This is a genomic window from Streptomyces sp. Alt3 (assembly GCF_030719215.1).
GTDB lineage: Bacteria > Actinomycetota > Actinomycetes > Streptomycetales > Streptomycetaceae > Streptomyces > Streptomyces glycanivorans.
On sequence record NZ_CP120983.1, the window covers coordinates 1,717,269 to 1,739,578 of the forward strand.

Genomic DNA, 22,310 nt, shown 5'->3' on the forward strand with positions numbered 1-22,310 from the left:
ACCCTCCTTCGTCGAAACGCTTCGACGAAGCCATGGCCGAAGATGGCTTCCCCTCGCGTCAGCTCGCCGTATAGGCAGTCGCCTGGATTCCATAAAGGTCGGCGTAGCGCCCGCCGAGAGCGAGCAGTTCCTCGTGAGTGCCCTGTTCGGCCAGGCGGCCCCGGTCCAGGACCAGGATGAGGTCGGCACCGCTGAGGGTTGAGAAACGGTGGGACACGATCACCGTGACGGCTCCGGTGCGGGCGGCGAGACTGCGGGCACGGTCCATGTAGCGCTGGAAGATCTCCTCCTCGCTGGGGGCGTCAAGCGACGCCGTCGGCTCATCGAGGACGAACAGGAGCGGGCTCTGACGCATGGCAGCGCGTGCCAACGCCGTCTTCTGCCACTGTCCCTCGGAGAGGTCGACGCCGCCGAGTTCCCTGCCGAGGCGGGTGTCCAGTCCCTCTGGAAGGCTGCCCACAACCGACTCGGCGTCCGCCGCGGCCACCGCCTCGGCGATCCGGCTGGGCTCGTCCTTGTGAGGCAGGTCGCCGAGGCCCACCGTCTCCGCGAAGACCGTGCGGAACCGGCCGAAGTCCTGGAAGGCGGCGCTGATGCGGGCGCGCCACGCATCAGTGTCCAGTGTGGCCAGGTCGTACCCGTCCACCGTGATCCGGCCGGAGTCGGGGCGGTAGAACTTGGCCAGCAGCTTGACCAGGGTCGTCTTGCCGGATCCGTACTCGCCCACGACCGCCACCACTGCTCCGGCCGGCAGCGTGCACGAGACCGCATCGAGCGCGGTGCGGTCGGTGCCGGGATAGGTGTACGTGACCTGCTCCAGGCGGATACCCTCGCGCAGTGAACCGGGGGCGGTCTCGGTCCCCCTGGTGCGGGCGCGGTCCCGGGCGGCGTAGGCCCTCAGCCACAGGAACGGTTCGACCAGACGCATCCCGTCGAGGGTCTCCCCGGCGCGGGCCAGGGTCTGCTGTACCGCCTGGCGCAGGGTGGCCGCCACCGTGATGGTGAGGACCACGTCCCCTGAGCTGCCCTGCCCGTGTGCGGCCTGCCACACCACCAGTCCGAGTCCGCCGCCGAAGCCCGTGGTGAAGACGGCCCAGCCGGCGGCCTTGACCGCCGACGCCCGCAGCCGGGCCCAGTAGCGTGCGCGCATCGCCCGATCCCAGGCGGCGGACTGCCGTTCGGCGAGCGCGGCGGTGGCGCCCGCGACCCGGATCTCCTTGCCGGCGCCGGCGTCGGTAGCCAGTTCGAAGAGATGGCGCTGCAGTCGGAAGTCCTCGGCGGTTTCAGTCTCCGCGGCGGTGACCAGGCGCTGGGCGCGGTAGTTGGCGAGCAGCGGCAGACAGGCAGCGGGCAGGAGCAGCAGCAGCCAGGGGCTGACCGTGCCGAGAAGGCAGAGCAGCACAACGAGCTGCAGGGTGTCGGCGAGCATACCGATGGCACCCCACAGACTGTTGGTGATCCCCCACGCGGAGCGGCTCACGGTGGTGACCCGGTCCAGGAAGTCGGTGCGCTCCAAGTGCTCCAGACCTTGCAGGGTGCCGATGTCGCGATAAATCTCGCTGTTCACGTCCGTAAAACCGACGCGCTCGACGGCCACCACCCGCAGGGTGCCGGACATGAGGCCGCTCATGTGGGAGACGGCATAACAGACGGCGGCTGCCGCGGCGCCGACGACTGCTGCCGTCCGGTTGCCGCCCGCCATCCCGTCCACAGCCCGCGCCAGGGCGACGGCGGTGCCGCTGGTCGCCACCACTCCGAGCGAGAGTACGGCGAGGTTCCCGGCAACGACGCCGGGCGTGCGGCGCCAGGACAGGGCGAAGAGTTCCGCCCAGAGGGACACGACGCGCTTCATGCCGATTCTCCTTGGGTGGTTGCCGTCCCGGGACGATCGTCCGGCGGGCCGTCGAGCCGGTCGTCGTAGCCCCGCCGGAACCGTTCGGCCTGGATGTGGAACATCTCCGCGTACGTTCCGCCGAGCGCCATCAGCTCGTCATGGGTGCCCTGCTCGGTGATGCGGCCGCCGTCGAGGAGCACGATGCGGTCCGCCTGGCGGACGGTGGACAGGCGGTGCGAGATCAGGACCACGCCTGTGTCTCCCCTGCGCCGTGCCAGTCGCGCGAACACGTCGAACTCGGTGCGGACGTCGAGATGGGCGGTCGGCTCGTCCAGCACGAGAAGGCCGGCCCCGCTGTGCACGGCGTACAGGGCGCGGGCAAGGACGATCTGCTGCCACTGCCCGCCGGACAGGTCGACGCCGCCGGTCCGGCTACGCGCCAGCGGCGTGTCCCAGCCTGCGGGCAGCCGCTGCAACACAGGGCTGAGACCGGCGTCGGCCGCGGCCCTGGCCAGTGCTTGCTCGTCGCGAGGCCGGTCGGCCCGGCCGAGGACGACGTTCTCCGCCGCGCTGAGTTCGTAGCGGACGAAGTCCTGGAAGACCATGGAGACATGGCGCCGCCATGTCTCTGGCCCGAGATCGGCCAGGTCCGTTCCGCCCGCCGTGATCCGTCCGGAGGTGGGGGTGTAGAGGCCGGCCAGCAGTTTGATGAGGGTGGACTTTCCGGCGCCGTTCATTCCGACGATCGCGAGGAGTTCACCGGGTGCGATCTCGAGGTCCAAGCGATCGAGCACGGTGCGGTCAGTGCCCGGGTAGCGGAAGGAGACGTCCTCGAACCGTACGGTGAAGGGACCTTCGGCGAGGTCCGCCGCCCCGGCCGCCGGCCTCACGGGCAGCAGACGTTCCAGTTCGGCGGTGGCCTCCAGACAGGCTCGGGCTCCCACGACATCGCGGGGATCGCAGTACTCGGCGAGCGTGAACAGCGACCAGCCCGCGCTGAGTGCCGCCGTCGCCGCCGCGACCGTGCTCTCCCCGCCGGCCGCCGAGGAGGCCGCCGGGACGAACACGCACAGCAGCACCGCCAGGACGACCGCACCATGGGCGAGGCAGCGCCACAGATGCCGAATGTGCTCCCGCCACACCGGTTCGAACATCTCCAGCAGATGGTGGCGCATGCGGCCCACCATCCATTCGCCGAGACCGAAGACGCGTACGTCCTTGCCAGCCCCCCCCGACGCCAGGGCGGAGGCCCATACCATCATCTGGTCCCACGCCCCGGTCCCGGCGAGCCAGCGGCGGACGAAGGCGGAAATGGAGCGGCCGAAATGCACCCTCAGGGCGACGGCGGGAACCACCAGGACCGGCACCGCCCACCAGGCATAGCCAGCCAGGACGACGGCCGAGGCACCGAAGCCGACGGCCGCGCAGAGCAGCCGGAGCTGGGCGACGGCCCCGTCCGACGGTTTGCGCTCTGTCCAGTTCTCGGGATCGGCTGCGGCGGTACGCAGCAGTTGCCGGGTGCCGGGCCGCTCCAGTACCTCCAGCGTCGGCGTGCTGGCCGCGCGCAGCAGCAGCCGTCTGCGGTGGTCGCCGTCGGCCCGCGCGCGGGCCAGGAAGTCGAGCGGTTCGGTGAGGCACTCCAGGAGGTGGGTGCCGAGCAGCAGCCCGGTGAAGGCCAGCAGCGGCCAAAGCACGGCCTGCCACAGTTCCTCGCCGGGGACGCCGCGCACGCGTCCGACCAGTTCTCCCATGGCGAGTGCGGTGGCGGCCGGCAGCAGGGCCTGTAGCAGCAGGAGGGTGAGAAGCGCGGTGAGGAGGACGGGCCCGGCGGCTCGCAGCGGGCGGAGGAAGACGATGCGCATGGTCAGCCTGCGGCCAGCTCGGCGGCGAGGTAGCGGGTGAGCGCCTCGATGGTGGGGTGGTCCCAGGCCAGCGTGGACTCCGCTTCCAGTCCGTAGCGCTCCTCGACCTCGCCGCACAGGGACAGGGCGTGGATCGAGTCCATGCCGAGGTCGCTGAGCTTGTGCTCCGGATCGAAGCCGAGCGGGTTGTCCTGGTCCAGAGGGTAACCGAGGAGCATCTCGATGCCGCTGCCGTCCCGTGTGAAGCCAACCGCCGTGTTCTGCTCGGTGCCGATACTCATGCCTGCGCCTCCGCAAGTCGTGCCGTCAGCGGCGAGAAGAGCTCGCCGCAGTCGTAGCTAGGTAAGGAGCTGCTTCGGTGCTGGCGCGCGAACTCCACGGCGAGCCGCAGCGCCCGGTCGCCCGCGCCGAGCGAGAGCCCCGCACCGAGTGTGTGGGTGATCTGGAGGCCCTAAGAAAACGGTCTCCACGCCCGTCCTCGCATAAGAACCCCATCGAGACGCCACGCCAGCATCGCTGACCAGCAGGAATCAGGATGATGGGGCTTCATCGATCGTGAACAGGAGTCGATTTGTCGAAGCGCTTCGATCGCCTAATCCTTGCGGCTAACAACCAGCCGTGTCAATGGGACTGGGGCCTGCATGCGTCCCTTGCGTCGGGGAATGTCCATTTTTCGACGGCATTTTCCCTGAAGGTATTCCTAATAAGTGTTGACAGGCTCGCGAGACGCCCCCTATGGTCAGCGCTCAAGCTAAATTCATCTATTAATTCACATTCTCCGGTATGTGTGGGAGCGGCATGGAAGAGCGTTATCTAGTGCGCTGGTTCGATATGATCCGTGGCTTCTCCAAGGAGATTTGGGATCACGTGCAACACGGTGATGAATCTATTTCCGAACTGTCGTCGAGTGTTCCTGAGTTGGCGCACCTCATGCACTTGGTCGAAACGTACGAGGTGCAGTCCGTAATAGAGGTCGGCTTCAACATCGGTTTCTCGAGTCATGCGTTCCTTAGTGCGTCCGACAGTGTCCAGGTGGTGTCGTTCGACCATCCCAAAAACCTGGCGTCGCCTATCGCCAAGCAGTTCATCGATCAGAGGTTCCCCGGCCGTCACCGACTGATTGTGGAGGACTCCCGTACGGCTCTTCCCAAGTACCTCGCGGAGCACGGGGAGTCGCTCTTCGATATGGCTTTCGTTGACGGCGGCCACGAATACGACGTGGTGAAGCCCGACCTCGGGAACTGCCAACTTCTGTGCCGGCCGGGGAGCCTGGTCGTGGTCGACGACCTCACCCCGTGGGTTCCCTGGGGTGTCGGCCCCACGCGTGCCTGGAGCGAGGCGCTGGACGCGGGGGACGTCATGCAGGAGGAGATCTACCGGGACGGCGTCTTGGCTGACCGTGTTGAAGGCCCCGCGGACCGCGTCTGGGTTCAGGGGCGCTTCAAGTAGGGGTTCTCAGGCCCGAGTCCGTTAGTGAGATGCTCCGTGTTCGAAGGCAACGCAGTTCGCGGAGTGGTCGAAGAGGCGTGGGATGCCGTACTCGGAGGAGCAGGACTCGCAGGGGAAAGGGTTTTCTTCGAACTGGGCAGAAGTTCACTTTCTGCGCTCGATCTCATGGCGCGTGCGGAAGAGCCATGGAGCATCGATTTTCCGCTTGAGCTGCTGTTCAGTGAGCTTCTTCGAGATGGCCGCCGATCAGGTGACGGTTCACAGAGCGCAACGAGCGAGGCCCCCGGGCTGTTGATCGAGTTTTCTGACCTCTCAATCACGCTGCTCGGGGGCCTCATTGGTCATCTATCCTGCCGCACTCGACCTGCCGCGTGCGCTCGTGGAGTGGGTAAAAATGCTCGTGAGGGCGATCGGCGCTGCAAGCTTCGCCCGTCGCAGCGTGCGATGGCGGCACTGGTTGCGGCGTGTGATCCAGGGGTTCGTAGCCGAATCTGGGCACCCTCACCTGGAGCACCACCGCCGGGAGTTCGGCGAGGACGTCACCTACGACGATCGGATCGACCGGGGGCGGGCCGAGGCGGGATCCCAAGGCGTGGATCGAGCGACTGGTTCAACCCGGCCCGCCGTGCGGCCATAGCGGACGAGCCCCTGTTCGGCTTCGCCTTCAACCGCCGAAGCGACCCGAGGCCGCCGAGGTGGGCTGCTTATATCTGCAGTTGCTAGATGTGAGCGACACTGATCACCCGCGCCTGCTGGCCGAGCTTCGGTGAGGGTGCCGTGTGTCGAGGAACGAGAGGTACGTAAGTGAGCCAGAGGTCTGCTGTCACGCGACGTGAGCTCGTCTTCCATGCGGAGCGTGGCGGCACGTTCGCCGCGACCTGGGGCCAGCGGCATATCAGAGCCGAGATTCAGCGGTTCGGCCCGGTGGACGACTGGAACCTACGGTTCCGTTGCCATATACCGGTCGGCACGGACGGTCCGGTGACGGTGCAGCACGCGCTCGACGTCATACGCACTCTGATCGAACGACACGTCGCGTTGCGCACCCGGTTCCGGCTCGACGCATCCGGCGGTGTCGTGGAGCAGATCGTCGACGCGGGCGGGCGGATCGGTGTGGACATCGTCGCCGAGGACGATCCGGAGCGGTGCGAGCAGGCACTATCGGCGCACCTGGACGCCACGGCATCCCGGCGCTTCGACCTCGAATTAGACATGCCGGTCCGGTTCATCCTCGGCGTATGCGGCGCGAGCGCGTACGTGTTCGGGATCGTCGTGTCGCACGTGAACCTGGACGGGGCAGGCGCCCTGGCACTGGTTGAGGACCTGCGGCGGATCGTGTCCGGGCGCAAGCCGGAACCGGTCGCGTTCGATCCGATCGCCGCGGCGGCCGAGGAAAGCGGCGCACTCGCCCGCGCCCGCAGCGAGCGGGCGCGGGAATTGATGCGCCCGGCCATCCTGGCCGCGGCGGACAATCCACTACGCACCCCGCGCCACGCGCCGGCGGTCCCGATGGTCCGGGGCGCGCATCTGAACACGGACTCCTTCCAATCGGCGCACGATTACCTGGGGCGCAGGCTCGGCCTGTTCACCTCGGGCGCGATCACGATCGTCGCCGCGGCCACAGCTGTGCACCGGGTGCTGGACGCGCCGCGCGCGGTGTTTAAGATCGAAAGCGGGGACCGGTGGACGCCCGCGACCAAAGCCTATGTGGGCCACCGCTCCCAGCCGATCTATATCGCAGTGGCGGGCGATGCCGCGGACGCGGTGGCCGAGATCCGCGGCGTGGACCGGGCGATCTTCGCCGCCGCGCGCCGTTCCTCGTATGACCCGGACGATATGCAGGCGCTGATCGAGCAGGTAGGCGCCGACTCCTGGATCAGCTTCAACGACGTACGCTCGGTCGTCGGCAAACCCAGCTCGCGCACGGCGCGCCCGGAACTCGCCAACACATTCCTGCGCCACGACGAGGACGCACCCCCGACGCCCCTCGAACACCACGATTCACGCGCCGTCGGCGCTGGCCCGCTTCGGGTCCAGGCGATGATCCACCTGTGGGAGCGCCACCAAGACCGACCCAACCTCTCGCTCGAAGCGGACGACGAATACCTCGACACCGAGGAGATATCGGCACTGCTGCGCGAGATCGAGCGCACGGTGATCGATCTTGCGCGCGCCGAACATGCAAAGTTCGAAACGCTTCGATAAAGCTGATGGGTTTGTCAACGCTCGCGAAGTCGCGAGAATGGCAATAGAGGGTGCACGCTGTCGGCGGCCGCGCAATTCCACCGTCACCGACAGCGGCTCCGATGCAGACCGCTTCCATGGGATCGGGCGGACGGCGACCGCAGCTCGGATTCCGCACGTGCGCGAAGAACGAATGCGGCTTGGACCAGTACGAAGTCCGCCGCTACGTCGGCTGGCAGCGGCACATCACCCTCGCCATGCTCGCCCACCCGTTCCTGGCCGTCACTGAGCCCCTTCCAACCTGGGAGGGCGCCAATCGGTAAATGTTTAGCGTGACGTTGCGAGTGTTGGGACACTTCGTCGGTGACCGGTTCTGCACTGCCTCAACTGCTCCGCCCTCGCGCCCTGAAGCCCGGAGATCTCGTCGTTATCGCATCGCTGTCCGGGCCGCTCCACGCTGCTTACGAGCCTGACCTCGAGCAGGCGGTGGTCGTGCTCGAGCGGATGGGATTCCGCGTGCGTCGGGCACCGCTCCTCGAAGCAGGGCGGCACCACTGGTGGAGCGCGAGTCGGCCGGCGGAGATCGCCGAGGAGTTCAATGGACTACTGCGTGATCCTGAGGTGCGCGCGATCATCGCGCATGACGGCGGCCAGACGGTGCTCGGCTACCTCGACCTGATCGACGTCGAGGCGATCACGGCCGACCCCAAGCCGATCCTCGGCTACAGCGACATCTCACTGCTGCATCTGGTGCTCTACGCGCGCACAGGTCTCGTCGGATTCCACGCCGACGTGGCCACCACCGGACTCGGCAGGCACTGGCAGGCCGCGCCAGCAGCACGCAGAGCGGAACTTGAAAAGCTCTACTCGACGCTGCTGACCGGCGGCGAGGCGATCGGTGCGCTGCCAGCCACCCCGGCGTGGGAGTGCTGGCGTGCCGGTCGCACCGAAGGCCAGCTGATCGGCGGGCTGCTCAACCGCATCGTGCTGGCGCAGGCAACACGTTTCGCGCTGCCGCTCGAACGGTTCGACGGCGCGGTGCTCTTCTGGGAGGAGGCGGGCAGCCAGGCATCGCATGTGTGGAGCTATCTGCAGGTACTGCGGCACTCCGGCATCCTCGACCGCATCTCCGGCATGGTCGTGGGCGTCCCGCACGCGACCGGCGGACTCGACTCGCCCGACACGTCCCCGACCCTACCCGAGCTGATTCTCGACGTCCTCGGCGACCGCGACATCCCCGTCCTGGGCAACGTCGAGTTCGGACATGCCGGCCCGAATCTGCCGATGCCGGTCGGCATCCGCATCGGCCTCGATGCACAGCAGCGGACACTGTCGCTGCTCGAACCGACGGTACGGCCTCTCATGGCGAGGGGACCGGTCGGCTGAGCAACGCGGAGTACCCACGTCTCGGCTCCTTCGGCGCGGAGCGCCGGAGACTGGGAGCTCTCAACCGTACGGACGTTGCGATCCAGCACGTGCCCGTGCCGAAGGGAGCGGCGGTAGGCGGACTGAATAAGCAGTGTCCAACCTGACGGGTGGTTGCACGGCACCCCCGGCGGCGGGCATGAAGAAAGCTCCTGGTAGACGGGTTCACGACCAAGATCACCAGACTGCCAGGCGCTTTCGCGTGCTTGTCCACCCGTCCGGTATCGATCTGTCCAGCCGCGCCCTGCAGCACCTCTCCGGTCTCCTCGCAGGTCACCGCCGTCGGATCGGCTCGCGGTGGCGTCGCCTGACCTGTGGCCAGCAAGCCCTGCTCGTCCTGGCCCACCTTCGCTGCGGTGACACCTACGCCCGCCTCGCAGCAGAATTCCGCATAGGGATCGCCACGGCCTACCGCTACATACGCGAGGCCGTCGACCTCCTGGCCGCCCTCGCGCCCACGCTGGAGCAGGCCATGCCGACCGTGCGGAAGAGGGCGTATGTGATCCTGGACGGCACCGTGCTGCCGATCGACCGCATCGCCGCCGACCGCCCGTACTACTCGGGGAAGAAGAAGCACCACGGGATGAATGTGCAGGTCCTCGCGGATCCCGCCGACCGTCTGATCTGGGTCTCGGACGCGCTATCCGGAGCCATGCACGATCTGACCGCGGCCCGGACCCAAGGCATCCCCGACGCTCTCGCCATCAATGACATCAAGTGCTGGGCGGGCAAGGCGTATCAGGGCACAGGTCCTGCGGTCCGTGTCCCGTTCCGGGGCAAGAATCTGCGCGGCTGGCGTCGGCGTCACAACCGCGATCACGCCAAGATCCGCAGCCTCGGCGAACGCGCCATGGCCACCCTCAAATGCTGGCGGCTCCTGCGGAAGCTCCGCTGCAGCACCACCCGGATCACCGCCGTCGTCCGAGCCGTCGTCGCCCTCGAACTCGCCACCTGATCAAGATGGAAAAGGCTCAATCTTGGCCGATCAGGTCGCGCGATTCACTGCTTGAGCTTCCAGCCATGCCTCTACCTCCGACCAGCGGTAGCGCAAATAGCGCCCGACCTTGTGGGCTCGCGGACCCTGGTGTCGGTGATTCCATATGTAGACCGTATTCAGAGGTACGCCCAGGAAGTCGGCCAGCTCCTCCGCGCTCATCAAGGGACAACGGGCCCCCGCGCCACTAGCGGCTTCTTCCGCGCGGGCAGTGGTTCGACGCATGGGAACTCCAGAACGGTTCGAAGCGGGCAGGAAAGAACCACGTGAGCGGTATTCCGCCGTGGTGGTGCACAGTACGTTTGCATTATTTTCCGGCCGGACCAAACAGAGGGCCTTTCGACGAAACGCCTACGACCCTTGCGAACTCTCGAAGGACACCGGCGAATCTTCGCTGAGGGTTCGGCGAACCCTCGCCGAACCCTCAGCGAGCATTCGCCCAGGTGAAATCTTCTCTACCACTCTGCACCCTTTGTCGCGAAGACCCCAAGAATGCATTTGACATCTTCAGCTCGCCTGGATCAACATCCAATTCACTCAGGGCGCGATGAACGGGCAGACAATCTCGCCGCCGACGATAGCCCTGATTGAAAAGAGTCCACAAATAGACTCAAAGGGCCGTTGGAAACTAGGAGTTGAGTCGATGCCGTACGACCGCTGGCACAAGTCGCGCCCGAAAAACGGGGAGTCGACCTGCAAGGAACACGGCAAAGTCCCGACGCGGGATCACGGGACGGGGAAGCGGTGGCAGGCCCGATGGCGCAACCGGGAAGATGTCCAGCAGACGGAGCTGTTCCGCACCGAGGTCGAAGCCCGCAGGCACGAGACCAAGATGCGGTCCGGAGTGGACGACGGCTCGTACATCAACCCTCGCGCCGGCGAGGTCAGGGTCGGTGAACTCGCCCTTACGTGGCTCAAGGGGCACGAACACAAGAATCCACGGACTTACCGACGCCACAAGGAGCGAATTCTCCTGCACGTCGTTCCTACCACAGTTGGGAAGATGCGCGTAAAGGACGTGAACGCCTCGTCTTTGCTGGACTGGCTGCACGACCGTCGCAGGCTGCTCGAAAGTTCCACGCTGCGCCTGGTCTTCGACAATCTTCGGGGTGTCTTTGACCTGGCCGTGGACGACAGCCTGATACACAAAAATCCGTGCCTCGCCAAATCGGTGCAGGATGCCAAGCCGAAGCGAGGAGGAGGCGGCCGGGCAGAGCTGACCCTGACATGGGAGGACACCGAGAAGATCCGTGCCGAACTTCCCGACCGCTACAAAGCACTCGTCGACTGTGGTCGCGGCCTGGGTCTTCGGCAAGGAGAGATATTCGGCCTGTCACCAGAAGACATCGACTGGGCACATCCGGACGGCGCCATCGTGCACGTGCAACGGCAAGTAGTCCACGACGGCTCGTTCCTCGTATACGCCCTCCCCAAGGGCGGAGACGACGAGGACTCGAAGGACCGGTGGGTCGAGCTGACCGACGACGTGGCCATCCCCCTGCGCGAGCACATGCAGAAGTACCCGCCGGTCGAGGTGACTCGACCGTGGGGCAGCAAAGGCGGCAACCCGGTCACGGTGCGGCTGATCTTCTATACCCGGGAGAAGACCGCCATTCAGTCGAACTGGTTCAACTCCTACCGCTGGAAGCCCGCCCTGGCGTCGGCCGGCCTCATCAAGCCCCTTGAGCCCGACGCGAAGGGACGACGCTGGGAGAAGTCCCGCGACGTGATGATGCACGCGCTCCGACACCTGTACGCGTCGATGATGATCAACGGCGGGGTAGACGTGTACACGCTCGCGGACCGCCTCGGCCACGCCGATCCCGCGTTTACCCTGCGTAAATACGTGCACCGGGTCGTGGGAGCCGGTTCCAAGGTCCGCATCGCGGTCCGGAGCGCCTACACCAGGGCCGCGTGACTCCTGCTCCGTGCGGCTTGTGCAACAACCGTGCAAGATGATCTTCAAGAGGGGTCATTTGCGCAGGTCAGAAGCTTTGTCTATGAGTTCCGGGACATCTGAAAGCCTGCAGAAGAAACACCGTCACACCCCTTCTGACCTGCATAAATGCGAGTCGAGGCGGGGTGTGACGGAGTCCCTGGGACTTTTCTGGGACTTCGAACCAGGAGCGACGGCTTCCGTGCACCGCGCTCTTCACGTGATGAGTCATCGCGAAACATGTGGAACGCAAACGCGTGGAAGTAGCCGCAGGTCAGCACTCCGTGGAGGACATTCTGGCCAAAGCGCTTGCGTGCGTTACGTGCACTGTGTGCGTTGCGTGCGGCTTCTTGACGCACGAGGCACCCAGCGTGCCATTCAAACATTGGGCCCCAGGCAGTCCCTCACGAAACCAGTCCGCCCATCGCACTCCAGCGGCCGTTAGGCGGCAGCTGCTGCCCAGGGCGGCACGACTGCACAGATTAGGCCGCGGCCCTGGCCCCGCACCCGACGCCCGGGTCCTGCTCGATACCCACCCCATCCACGCGAGCGCCGTCGTCGCCACCGTCACCGACCAGATCGCCGCGTCGTCTCCCAGCTGACCGAACGGTACGAACAGCCGCCCGACCGCCCGCCGGCGCTCAACACGGACGCCACCGGACCCGCCTACGTGCACGACGCAACCTCGTCGACAACGCCACCCGCCATGCCACAAGCCGCGTCCAGGTCACCGTCCGGACCCAGGACCAGCACGTCATCCTGTCCGTCCACGGTGCCGGGCCGGGCGTACCCGCCGAGAACGCCGAACGCGTCCTCGAACGCTTCGTCCGGCTCGTCGACGCCCGCTCCCGCGACCGCGGGGGCACCGGGCTGGGCCTGCCCATCGCACGCGAACTCGCCCACCACCAAGGCACCCTTGTCTTCGTCCCCTCCGACACCGGCGCATGCTTCCAACTGCGTCTTCCTCACCCGCCTCCTCGGGCCAAGGACGAGCGCTGAGCCGCGGGCGAAGGTGCGCTCCATCGCGGGAATAGCTTTCGGGGAGTTCCTGTCTCCTGCTCTGTCACCGAATCGGACAAGATCCAGAGTTGTCTTGGGGTCAGTCAGGCTCGCTCGGACTACCAAGCCTGCAGATTGCCGATCCGAAAGCGGGCATCGCCGGGAAGCCAATTCCTGGGAGTCTTGGTCGTCCAGCACGCTTTGGGCCATACCCGCGGATAGGGTGGGCGGCCCGGGAGCGAGGAGGAAGACCATGGCGCTGACCACGTCACTGGCCGGCAGGGTCCGGAACACGAGCCTGCCGAAAAGTCATGCCCTGCTGCCGCTCCTGGAGGCCGTCGTCAACGCGATCCAGGCAATCGACGCGCGGTTCGGTGACGATACCGAGTCCGGTCGTCTGAGGATCAGGATCCACCGCAGCCCACAGGAAGCACTCGACTTCAGCCACGTCGGCCCGGGGCGTGCAGCCCTGAAACCCATTGTGGGCTTCACCGTCGAGGACAACGGGGTGGGCTTCACTCCGGAGAACATGACATCGTTCGAGACCTTGGACAGCGACCACAAGGCCGACATGGGCTGCCGCGGCGTGGGGCGCCTGCTCTGGCTGAAGGCGTTCGACAGGGTAACGATTCGCAGCGCCTACGAGGACGAAGCCGGACGCATCGACGGGCGGCAATTCCGCTTCTCCGTCCACGGAGAGGTCGAGTTGGACCCGGAGGCAGAACTGCCCGCCGAGGTCGGCGCGGCCGTGAGCCTCGATGGGTTCAAGAAGCCCTACCAGCAGAGCGGGCTGAAGTCTGTAGAAGCCATCGCCCGTGAGGTATTCGAGCACTGCATCTGGTACTTCCTACGCCCCGGCGGCGCGCCCCACATCATGGTGTCCGACGACGACGGGGCAGTCTCGCTCAACAGCCTCATGAACGACTTCGTCTATTCCGACCTGCAAAGGACTTCGATAGACGTCAAGGGCGAGAGTTTCGACATGGTAAGCCTCCGACTGAAGTCCTCGCCGCGGAATCACGCACCACGGCTGTACTGGTGCGCGGCGAACCGTGTGGTGCTGGAGGAAAACCTCACCAGCAAGGTGCCCGGACTCTATGGGAGGCTCAAGGACTCGGAGTCCTCCCCGTTCACGTACGTCTGTTATTTGTCCTCAGACTTCCTGGACAGCCACGTGCGCGCCGACCGCACGGCCTTCGACATCAGCGAACAGGCACCGGACACCCCTCTAATCGAGGACGTGTCGATGGACGACATCAGGGAGAGCGCGCTCAAGGAAGTCGAGCGAATCCTCGCCGGACCACTCAGCGCAGCGCGCGAGGAGGGCAAGGCCCGAGTCCACGAATTCGTCAGCAACCGTGCCCCGAGGTACCGGCCCGTCCTTTCGCGACTGGAACCGCTCGGCGTGACCGTGGACCCGTCCATCAAGGACCAGGAACTGGAACTGCTGCTCCACAGCAACCTCCAGAAGCTCGAAGCGTCCGCGCTCGCCGAGGGCCACGCGGTCCTGAGCCAAGGAAATTCCGCCCCGCCAGAGGGGTACGACGACCGGTTGGCCCGGTACCTGAATACGGTGACCGACATCAACCAGTCCGATCTGGCCGCCTACGTCTCACGTCGACGGGCGATCCTCGACGTGCTCCAGCGGCTGGTCGAGGTGGACGGCCAAGGCAGGTACAGCAGAGAGGATGCGATCCACTCGCTGCTGATGCCGATGCGGACCGACTCTAATGAGGTCGGCACCGATGCCTCGAACCTGTGGATCATCGACGAGCGGCTCGCGTTCCACGACTACCTCGCCTCGGACAAAACCCTCAAAAGCATGCCGATAACGGGTTCCGATTCGACGAGGGAGCCCGACCTGCTCGCGACCCGGCTCGTCGGCTCGCCGGTCCTGGCCTCGGAGGGGCAATCGCTGCCGCTGCCGTCCATCGTCGTGGTCGAAGTCAAGCGGCCGATGCGCAATGACGCCTCGGAGGACAAGGACCCCATCCAGCAGTGCCTGGACTACGTCAAGCGTGTGCGCGCCGGCGGAGTGAAGACCGCGCTCGGGCGGCCGATTCCCCCTACACGTGAAGCACCTGCCTTCTGCTACGTCCTCGCCGATCTGACGAAGACGATGGTGGACAGATGCGAGTACGCGACTCTGCGGCCCACGCACGACGGCATGGGCTACTTCGGCTTCAACGAACCGCTCAAGGCATACATCGAAGTGGTGAGCTTCGACCGCCTCGTCAACGCCGCTACCGAACGCAACCGGGCGTTTTTCGACAAACTCGGGCTCCCCTCCAGTTGATCAGCCAATGGGGCCCTCCCCTTGGGTGTCGGTTTCAGCCGGTGTTGTTGCCATGGGCAGCGAAGGCAGCCTCCGCGGCCAGCTCATGCAGGACGCTCCCTCGTCGGAGGAGACCAGATGTCTTCCTCGTCCCAGTAGCAGCGCATCCATCTGGTCACCAGGCCATGGTGCCGGGCCAGATGCGCCGCCCTACTCCGCTCTGTCTCATGACTGGGCGATGAATCCTGCCGATCGGTCGAGCTGGAAAGGAGAACCGACCCGGGTTGGATCCCAGCCTTGATCCCGTGCCTCTCGCATGCTGGCAGCAACGTGAGCCGGACGAATGGGCTCCGTCTCGACGCCCACCCAGTTGCTGGGATGGGCCTGACCGCTGTTGACGATCAAGGTCGTGCCCGGCTGGTTGCCGCTGGCCGCTTCAACCGCATAGGTCAGCGGTGTCCAGCAGAGGCCCTGCATGTAGGAGGGCTTCCTGCGGATCCGCCAGCGGTACTCGATCCCGTCAACGGTTACGCGCCGGGAACCCTTCCTGTTCAGCGCCATCCTCGCCTCCTCCGCTGTGGGACTCTGCTCTATCGCCGCGGTCGCGAAAAGCAGGTTACGCGCGAACGTACCGAACGTTGTCGCTGACAAGCGCCTCCGGGACTACGGATCGGTTGATCAGCCCATAATCGGAGTCAGTGCCGAGCGACCCGGCACATCGCACCCGCCCCGGGTGCGCTCACCGCGATCGGAGAGCATCTTGAAGAACAGCCCGTTGTGGCGAGTGGTTGACAACGAGAGTGGTAGCCAGTCCCTCGTCAGCACGCCCTCCGAGGCAGTCGCGTTCGTCAACAGCCGGTTCGACACCGATGACGACGACGAGCCGTTCAGCATCACCGAGGTCGGTCCTCTCCTTCCGAAGCCGCTCGGGGTCATCACCGCATGGGCCGCCGAGAAGGACGGCGAGCGAACCGACGGGCGTACTGCCCCGATCACCATCAGGCCGGTTGTGACGGACAACGCCGGCGAGTGCGATGCCGTAGTGCTCTGGCGCGACGTGTACGTCTCCTGGGACCACGACATGTACACCGTCGAGGAGCCGGACAGCTCCGAGTACAGCGAGGCTTACAGCGCTGCCGAGTTGAGCGCGATCCTCGACGAGTACGCCGACGACTACGAGCACGCGCCTGAAGGGCCCGAGAGCCACAGGTGGCCGAAACCGGAAGAGTTGATTCCCTACGGCGCCCAGGAGTGCGCCAAGCGGTTCGGGCATCTCGACGACGACGCGCTGCTGTGGCTCGCTGCCACCCGCATCACGCTCGCGGTGTGGCGCAACACACCCATCGAGAACTGGCATGCCGGGAAGAGTCCGCTACACGACGGCACAATGATGCGGATCAACACGGCAACCACCCGACTCGTGCGCTCGCTGCTGTCGTTCGACCATGTCGACTGGATCGGTCTCGGTCTCACGATCATCAACCCGTCCCGGGTTCTACCGACCGGGCAGTCTGTTCTCGAGCTCGGGCTGGCCTGCCACAATCCTGACGATCCGGCGCACGAGGCTGATCCGCGCGAAGAACTCGCGGAGATGGCACAGGACGCGATCGCTTGGGGGCGGGCGTACTGCCTTCGCGAGAAGACGTTCGGCCTGCGAACCCTGATCGAATTCTTCTGCGCGTCCGACAACGGCTGGTTTGGAACACCGAGTTGGGGGCGCGTCGTCGATCGGTTCACTACGGCTGTCGACGACCGGGAGAATGCGCGCTGGAACGTGCACCGAGACAAGCCTTGGTTCGACGAGTGGTTCACCAACCGCCCAGCCGACATCGCGGACACCACGGAGCTCCGTCGGCTGCTCCATGCCGGGCCCGACCTGCTGTCCGAGGAGGCCGCCGAATGGTGCGTGGATGGTGGCATCGGCTACGTCTGCGGGGACGACCACGCGAACGGCTGCTGGCGGTGCGGCATCCCGCTGGCAACGGAGTCCCCCGACGAGTGAACGTGGGCACTGGCACGCTTTCTTGAAGTGGTAGCCGTAGGTGGACGCGGTGGGCGTCGTGCTCTTGCCGTGGGAACGCGGGGAGAAGAAGGCTTCAAGCCTGCGCTGCTTGCCCCTCTGCCCGATGAAGATCACGGGCACCGGCTTTCATGTCGACAGATGAGCCTCCATCTCCTGATCAACAAAGAGGGCAGTCGGGACGTCGCGATATTCACCCTCCGTCCGATTCTTAAGCGGCACGAAGACCGTGCGGCAGTCCGCACGGTGGGCCATGGCGCTGACCTGCCAACGGATCCTGACGAATCCGGACCGTCGACATTCGGTGGAGAAGGCGAGGGCCTCGCTTGGACGCTGGCCAGTACCTGCCTGCAGATAGACCGCGAGCCGGTAATGCGGCGATATATGCGCGCAATGACGCCCTGACTACCAGGGCCTGCGCGTCGGTGTCTTCGCGGTGGGTCGACGGCCAAGATCAACGGCCGGGAGGCGGGCAGCAGCGGGGTCGTCCGCCGCCTCGAGCGTCTCGGGGCCCGCCCGTTGCGCCCAGGGGAGGAACCGGCTCGCTGGCTGGCCGAGATCCTGCCGGCATCGGCGTGCCCGCGCAGCTCGTCACCCCGGAATCCTGCGGTTCTGCAGACAGTTCCGACGTGTTGCCACTCCCTGACGCCGCTACCAGGATGCCCACGCCGCAACGCCCCTGCCCGGTACACATCCAGGGAGGGTGGTGAGACGGTGCCCGGCCATCTGTGGCACGGGCCCGTGTATCTCGGTGTCGTCATTCGAAAGGGCCGAAGTCCGGCGAGGAGGCAACACGACTGGCCCTGAGCACCTGGGCAAGGGTCGAGAGCGCTTCGAAGACACCAAGGACCTCGCCGAGGAACTCGAGATACGTCATCCCGGAGGGGCTCTCATCGCTGACGACGCGGCCTGTCTGAAGGTCGTGATGTGCTGTCGCGTGCCCGATCGTGTTCCGGCGACGGTTGTTGAGCAAGCTCTCGAATGGCTCCCAACCCGGCACCTGTGCCACATATGCGATCTTGAAGGCATTCGGCAACTTGTCGAACTTGTCGAGGTTCCTGGGGCGCTTGTTCTCGGGTACGCGGTCGGGGTGGGCGGCTCCGAAGTCGTCCGGGCTTCCGCGCTTCACCGTGTTCTGTGCTGCAACAAGCGGCCACAGGCACTTGCAGGCGAGCTCGAATCCGTGCTGGTAAAGGTCCCTCACCATCGAGAACTCGTCGCGGTAGAGGACAAGGTCGTCGAAGGCATTATTGCCGCCCGGGCCGAAGAACCTCCCCAGGAGCCCCATCTCCCAGGACTCGTGATGTTCTACGAAACGGTTGAGCTCGGTGAAGACATCTCGTTCCAGAGCCGCCGAGGACTGTCCTCGACGCCGGAAGGTCGCGAGGTGATCCTTGTGTCGTTTCATCGCTGCGAAGTGCTTGCGCGAGAAACGGCCGATCACGTTGGCGCTGGTGGTCCCCGTGGTCCCTGTGATGACCGTCGTCACTGCGCCCATAGCCTGGTAAGCGACGGTCGTCCGCTCATGGCTCGTGCTCGGTTCCCATGCGAGTCCGAGCTGCTGCTGCGCGATGCGAACGAACATCGCAGTGTTGCCCTGGAGGTAGTACTGGAACAACATGCGGACCGTGGGCCATTGATCGCGGCCTGCTTCGAGCGCCGAATGCCGTTCGGACTGGAACTCCGCGAAGGCGTGGTCGCCGAGGGCCTGGAGGAGCGTCATCGTCGGGAAAGACCCCATCGGCGTGAACGTGTCGGCGTCGTAGCGCGACGGCACGAACGGATTGATGGTCACGACGCGTCCGTCAGGCGACTCTGGCGCGGAGTCGCTCAGCACCTCGCACTCGATGGCGATACGGTGGTCTTCGAGCTCAGTGCCCGACATCGAGCCCCGGATCGGCAGTCCGCAGTGCGGGCACGGCAGGTAGAAGCGCGTTCCGCGGGTCGGCTCCACACCGAGTCGGGCGTCGAACGCCTCTGCACATCCCGGGCACTTGAGGTAATAGCGGGAGATCATGGTGCCAAGCTAGACGCCCCGAACCAGGGCGGCCAAGCTCTTTCGATGAAGGCCGCTGCCAACGAGGGTGATGACCACAGCGAGCACCGCCTCATCCTTGATGTGCGTGACCGTGCCGTACTACGGACGGACTTGCCCCGACGGCGGCAACGGCCCAACCATCTGCTGGCAACTGTTGACCACGTGACTCCGCCAGTCGCGCGAGCCGAAGGGCGCCGGGCCATCGTCCAATCTCCTTCCAGCCGAGACGGCCGTAGAAGTCTTCGAGCCCGACCCCGCCCCGGGCAGCGAGGTGCAGCTGCTCGAGGTTCATCCCGTCGGGGGCGATCTCACGGGCCCTGTTCAGGGCGTATCACCGGTGTGGTGGAAGCAGCACGTCACGCCGGGGGCCGGTGCTCGTGGTCCCTCGGGGTGGGGGGCATACAGTGTGCGGCCGCCGGGGAATCGCCCGCGTTCGGCAACCAGGGCCGCGCCATTGTCGATCTCGTCCTTCGTCCAGTCCGTGATGTCCAGAAGCAGCCCGTCCAACGGCCCGCCGGTGAGCGCGGCATAGGTCCGCCACGGCGCTGGGACCGTGCCGGGGAGGCCGCGGCCGTCTCCGTAGACCCGGCGTCGCAGCAACTCCCAGCGCATGTTCATGCGGCCCAGCGCCTCCGGCGCCGACGGCATCGAGGGCTCACCGGTCGAGGTGGTGAACTTGTCCGCACGTGGTGTGGGCGGCTGTGTGATGTTCTGAAGCTGGCCGAACGAGATGCGCCAGGCGTAGGTCAGGGATGTCAGGCCGAGGGCGAAAAGGACCGGCCACAGGAACCAGCCCGGGGGCCAGCTTTGGCTGAGCATGAGGCCGGAGAGGGTCGTCGACGCGATCGTGAACAGCGGTGCGGTCCAGGAGATCGCAGAGGTTCCAGGTCGGCGGCCGCCGAAGACGCTCGCGATGGTCAGGTGCATCCCCACGTTAAAGGGAACCAGGAGCCACATCACCCAACCGTCGTCTTCGGTGCTGGTGGTGAGAGCGACGGCGGAGGGGACGGCCGCGACAAGTACCAGGTGGCAGAGGCCCAGGAAAGTGATGACGATCCGGGTGAGCCGGCCGACCTGTGGTTTGACGAGGACAGGGTGGGCGTCGCTGGCGGGCGCGTCCGGGGTCGGCTGTTGTGGAGTGTCGTCCTCCGGGGGGAGAGGGGCGCCGATCAGTTCCTGCAGGTCCCTGTCGTCGGCGGTACAGGCTTGGGCCTCGCTGATAAGGCTGGTGGCCCACTGGTTGATGTCGGGGTCGCAATCCGGATCGGCAGCCCGGTCGGCGACGGCGTGTTCGAGGTCGCTGAGCCACTGGCGGGCGTGGTCGGTGCTGAGTTCAGTGGTGGCGGTCTGGACAGCGAGCGGCAGGAGACGTTCGGGGTCGGCGGCGACGGCCCGGTGGGCACCGGCAGAGAGTCCGGGCTGGTCCTTGGCGGTGCGGGCGACGGTGCTGAGTGTCTGGTGACGTTGGCCGGTCGCCAGGGCGTCGTGCTGGAGGAAGGCTTCGATGAACTCCTCGCCGCTGTCGGCCTCGACTTCGGCGAGCCAGGCGGCGGCGAGCGGTTCACCGACGGATCCCCAGTGGGCTCCGTCGGTGGCCGGGTAGGCGGCGGTCAGGACGTCGTCGAGTGCGGCCAGCTGGCGGGCATCGGGAGGGGCGGTGGCCCCGTAGCCGCGGTGGTGGGTGTCGAAGCCGGCCCGGATGGCGGCGCGGCCCTCTTGCGCGGTTCGTGCTCCGGCGAGGAACTGGGCCGTGATCAGGGAGCGAAGCAGTTTGTCGTCAGCGGTGCCTGCAGGGAGGCGGGCTTCGGCGACGCGCCGAACGTACTCCACCTCGTTGGCGAGCAGGACCTCCATGGGGTGATCGTTAAGGGCGAACTCGGGGTTGGCGTGGGCCAGCACGTCGGCGAGTGCGGCGATGTAGAGGTAGATGACCGGTTGCCGGGTGCTGTGCTCGACGTCGGCTCCGTAGTAGCGCGGTGCATCGGCGACGACACGGTCCGGCCAAGTGCCGTCGCCGTGTCCGGCCTTCCGGAGCAGACGGATCCGGCGAGCGAAGGCCGCCTTCGCCTCTACATAGATGTCCTCCGCCGTGTGGCCGTCCAGCGCATTGTCGGGTGTAAGGGTGAAGGCATGTCCGATGGGGCCGACGCTCCGGGTGCGCAGGTGCCGACGCAGCGCCGGCCACCAGGTGTCGTGTGCACGGGCCAGGAGCAAAACCCTGACTGCGGCACCGTCGTGGGAGGCAGCCAAGGCCGCCATGAGATCGCGGATCTGAGGCAGGCGGGCCTCTGCAAGGTCGACGGCCAGGAGCAGCGGGTAGTTGGCCGCGGCAAGAACCTGGTAGTCGGTGTGGCTGGGGTGATCGGCGAGGAACCCTCCACTCCACGGCCGCTGATCGCCTGCACCTGTGGTGAGCCGGTGCAGGACCTCGATAAGAAGCCGGGATTTTCCCGTGCCACCCAACCCGGTCACGGCGGCGACGTCAAGGCGGTCCGGGCCTTTGCACCACTGCTCGATCTGCCGGACAAGTCCATTGACGCCGGTGAGTTCGGTGACCTTGGAGCGTGGATCGAGCAGGTAGGTGGAGGACAGCTGAGGATCGGGGGCGTTGTCCATCAGGGGCCGGAGGTCGGCGGGCTGGAGGCTCGGGGTCATGCCGGTGTGGGCAGCGACTGCGAGGATGAAGCCGTCGGCGGCCAGCAGATGCGAGAGGGGCACCACCATGAGGGTCCGGTCCCACTGGCGGTCGACGAGGCGGACGAGGCCGATCAGCACGCTGTTACAGAAGACCCCGGCGCCGGACAGTCCCTGCCAGTTTTTCACCTCGGTCGGCAGAGTGCCGTCGACTTCGAGACCGTACAGCCTTGAGCGGGATCCGGTGTGGGGAGCGATGATGCCCTCCACCGTCTTCAGGTCGTCGATGTACTGCTTGGAGCCAGAGGAGGCCCGACGGCGCATCGCTTTGGGGAACCCCGACGTCGAGCACACGGGGCGACGCTCCGGGTAGTCACAGACCAGCTCGCCCCAGCGCACGATACCCAGGTTCGCTCCGACCAGTGCACTGTCGGCCTTCAGCAGCACCGCGTCCAACTCGGTGTCCTCCCACACCACCACCGCCTCGGTGAAGTCAGAACTCGCGGTGTCCCGAACGGCGACAGCGCCCTCCCCGGGCCAGGCTACGTGGTAGGCGGTGAGCACCAGGCCCGGCGCGATCAGGCAGCCGGTCCCATAGGAGTCCTTGTCATAGTTGGTGACTTCAACGGTCCGCCGAGCCGCTGCCCCCGCCCTCACGCC

At 66.2% G+C, this 22,310-nt stretch carries 15 protein-coding genes and 3 pseudogenes; 10 read left to right on the forward strand and 8 right to left on the reverse strand.

Annotated elements, in window-relative coordinates; all coding sequences use genetic code 11:
- Window positions 1–58 precede the first annotated feature (58 nt).
- Genes P8A20_RS07425 through P8A20_RS07435 form a run of 3 tightly spaced genes read right to left on the reverse strand, consistent with a single transcriptional unit; the run spans window position 59 to window position 3,977 of the window.
- Complete coding sequence (locus P8A20_RS07425) at window positions 59–1,852, reverse strand: ATP-binding cassette domain-containing protein (RefSeq protein WP_306103159.1); 1,794 nt, start codon at window positions 1,850–1,852, stop codon at window positions 59–61.
- Complete coding sequence (locus P8A20_RS07430; RefSeq protein WP_306103160.1) at window positions 1,849–3,696, reverse strand: ABC transporter ATP-binding protein; 1,848 nt, start codon at window positions 3,694–3,696, stop codon at window positions 1,849–1,851. The genes P8A20_RS07425 and P8A20_RS07430 overlap by 4 nt, the downstream gene beginning before the upstream one ends.
- A gap of 2 nt (window positions 3,697–3,698) precedes the next feature.
- Window positions 3,699–3,977 (reverse strand): acyl carrier protein, encoded by a 279-nt coding sequence (locus P8A20_RS07435; protein ID WP_306103161.1) that lies wholly within the window; start codon window positions 3,975–3,977, stop codon window positions 3,699–3,701.
- A 517-nt stretch (window positions 3,978–4,494) separates the two neighbouring features.
- Here P8A20_RS07435 and P8A20_RS07440 point away from each other — a divergent pair.
- The 6 genes and pseudogenes from P8A20_RS07440 to P8A20_RS07465 all read left to right on the forward strand — a co-directional run bounded on the left by P8A20_RS07440 (window position 4,495) and on the right by P8A20_RS07465 (window position 9,709).
- Window positions 4,495–5,145, forward strand: coding sequence for a class I SAM-dependent methyltransferase (locus P8A20_RS07440; RefSeq protein ID WP_306103162.1), 651 nt, complete (start codon window positions 4,495–4,497; stop codon window positions 5,143–5,145).
- A 337-nt stretch (window positions 5,146–5,482) separates the two neighbouring features.
- Window positions 5,483–5,604: pseudogene (locus P8A20_RS07445) on the forward strand (IS5/IS1182 family transposase); the annotation flags it as partial.
- A gap of 345 nt (window positions 5,605–5,949) precedes the next feature.
- Window positions 5,950–7,350, forward strand: a complete 1,401-nt coding sequence (locus tag P8A20_RS07450) for a hypothetical protein (RefSeq protein ID WP_306103163.1) — start codon at window positions 5,950–5,952, stop codon at window positions 7,348–7,350.
- A gap of 161 nt (window positions 7,351–7,511) precedes the next feature.
- Window positions 7,512–7,652 (forward strand): annotated as a pseudogene (locus P8A20_RS07455) (IS701 family transposase); the annotation flags it as partial.
- Between the two features lie 40 nt (window positions 7,653–7,692).
- Window positions 7,693–8,715 (forward strand): S66 peptidase family protein, encoded by a 1,023-nt coding sequence (locus P8A20_RS07460; protein WP_306103164.1) that lies wholly within the window; start codon window positions 7,693–7,695, stop codon window positions 8,713–8,715.
- 241 nt (window positions 8,716–8,956) lie between these two features.
- Window positions 8,957–9,709 carry a transposase family protein gene (locus tag P8A20_RS07465; RefSeq protein WP_306103165.1) on the forward strand — a complete coding sequence of 251 codons (753 nt, stop codon included), beginning with the start codon at window positions 8,957–8,959 and terminating at the stop codon, window positions 9,707–9,709.
- Window positions 9,710–9,739: 30 nt separating this feature from the next.
- Here the strand turns inward: P8A20_RS07465 and P8A20_RS07470 are convergent, their stop codons facing one another.
- The gene (locus P8A20_RS07470) at window positions 9,740–9,973 is read right to left on the reverse strand and encodes a helix-turn-helix transcriptional regulator (protein WP_078863285.1); all 234 of its coding nucleotides are present in this window, start codon (window positions 9,971–9,973) and stop codon (window positions 9,740–9,742) included.
- 418 nt (window positions 9,974–10,391) lie between these two features.
- On the opposite strand from P8A20_RS07470, the gene P8A20_RS07475 reads away from it, so the two are divergent.
- The 3 genes from P8A20_RS07475 (at window position 10,392) to P8A20_RS07485 (ending at window position 14,979) form a co-directional block, all read left to right on the forward strand.
- Window positions 10,392–11,666: a tyrosine-type recombinase/integrase gene (locus P8A20_RS07475; RefSeq protein WP_306103166.1), complete on the forward strand. Its 1,275-nt coding sequence runs from the start codon at window positions 10,392–10,394 to the stop codon at window positions 11,664–11,666.
- Window positions 11,667–12,212: 546 nt separating this feature from the next.
- Window positions 12,213–12,683 carry an ATP-binding protein gene (locus tag P8A20_RS07480; protein ID WP_371934434.1) on the forward strand — a complete coding sequence of 157 codons (471 nt, stop codon included), beginning with the start codon at window positions 12,213–12,215 and terminating at the stop codon, window positions 12,681–12,683.
- 253 nt (window positions 12,684–12,936) lie between these two features.
- The gene (locus tag P8A20_RS07485) at window positions 12,937–14,979 is read left to right on the forward strand and encodes an ATP-binding protein (RefSeq protein ID WP_306103167.1); all 2,043 of its coding nucleotides are present in this window, start codon (window positions 12,937–12,939) and stop codon (window positions 14,977–14,979) included.
- A gap of 204 nt (window positions 14,980–15,183) precedes the next feature.
- Here P8A20_RS07485 and P8A20_RS07490 read toward each other — a convergent pair whose 3' ends face one another.
- Window positions 15,184–15,519 carry a hypothetical protein gene (locus P8A20_RS07490; RefSeq protein ID WP_306103168.1) on the reverse strand — a complete coding sequence of 112 codons (336 nt, stop codon included), beginning with the start codon at window positions 15,517–15,519 and terminating at the stop codon, window positions 15,184–15,186.
- 199 nt (window positions 15,520–15,718) lie between these two features.
- On the opposite strand from P8A20_RS07490, the gene P8A20_RS07495 reads away from it, so the two are divergent.
- Window positions 15,719–16,960: a hypothetical protein gene (locus tag P8A20_RS07495; RefSeq protein WP_306103169.1), complete on the forward strand. Its 1,242-nt coding sequence runs from the start codon at window positions 15,719–15,721 to the stop codon at window positions 16,958–16,960.
- 775 nt (window positions 16,961–17,735) lie between these two features.
- Here P8A20_RS07495 and P8A20_RS07500 read toward each other — a convergent pair.
- The 3 genes and pseudogenes from P8A20_RS07500 to P8A20_RS38655 all read right to left on the reverse strand — a co-directional run bounded on the left by P8A20_RS07500 (window position 17,736) and on the right by P8A20_RS38655 (window position 22,307).
- Entirely contained in the window at window positions 17,736–18,995 is a 1,260-nt protein-coding gene (locus P8A20_RS07500) for a hypothetical protein (RefSeq protein ID WP_143670956.1), read from the reverse strand.
- 199 nt (window positions 18,996–19,194) lie between these two features.
- Window positions 19,195–19,320: pseudogene (locus P8A20_RS07505) on the reverse strand (GNAT family N-acetyltransferase); the annotation flags it as partial.
- Window positions 19,321–19,337: 17 nt separating this feature from the next.
- Window positions 19,338–22,307 (reverse strand): hypothetical protein, encoded by a 2,970-nt coding sequence (locus P8A20_RS38655; RefSeq protein ID WP_371934389.1) that lies wholly within the window; start codon window positions 22,305–22,307, stop codon window positions 19,338–19,340.
- Window positions 22,308–22,310: the final 3 nt, after the last annotated feature.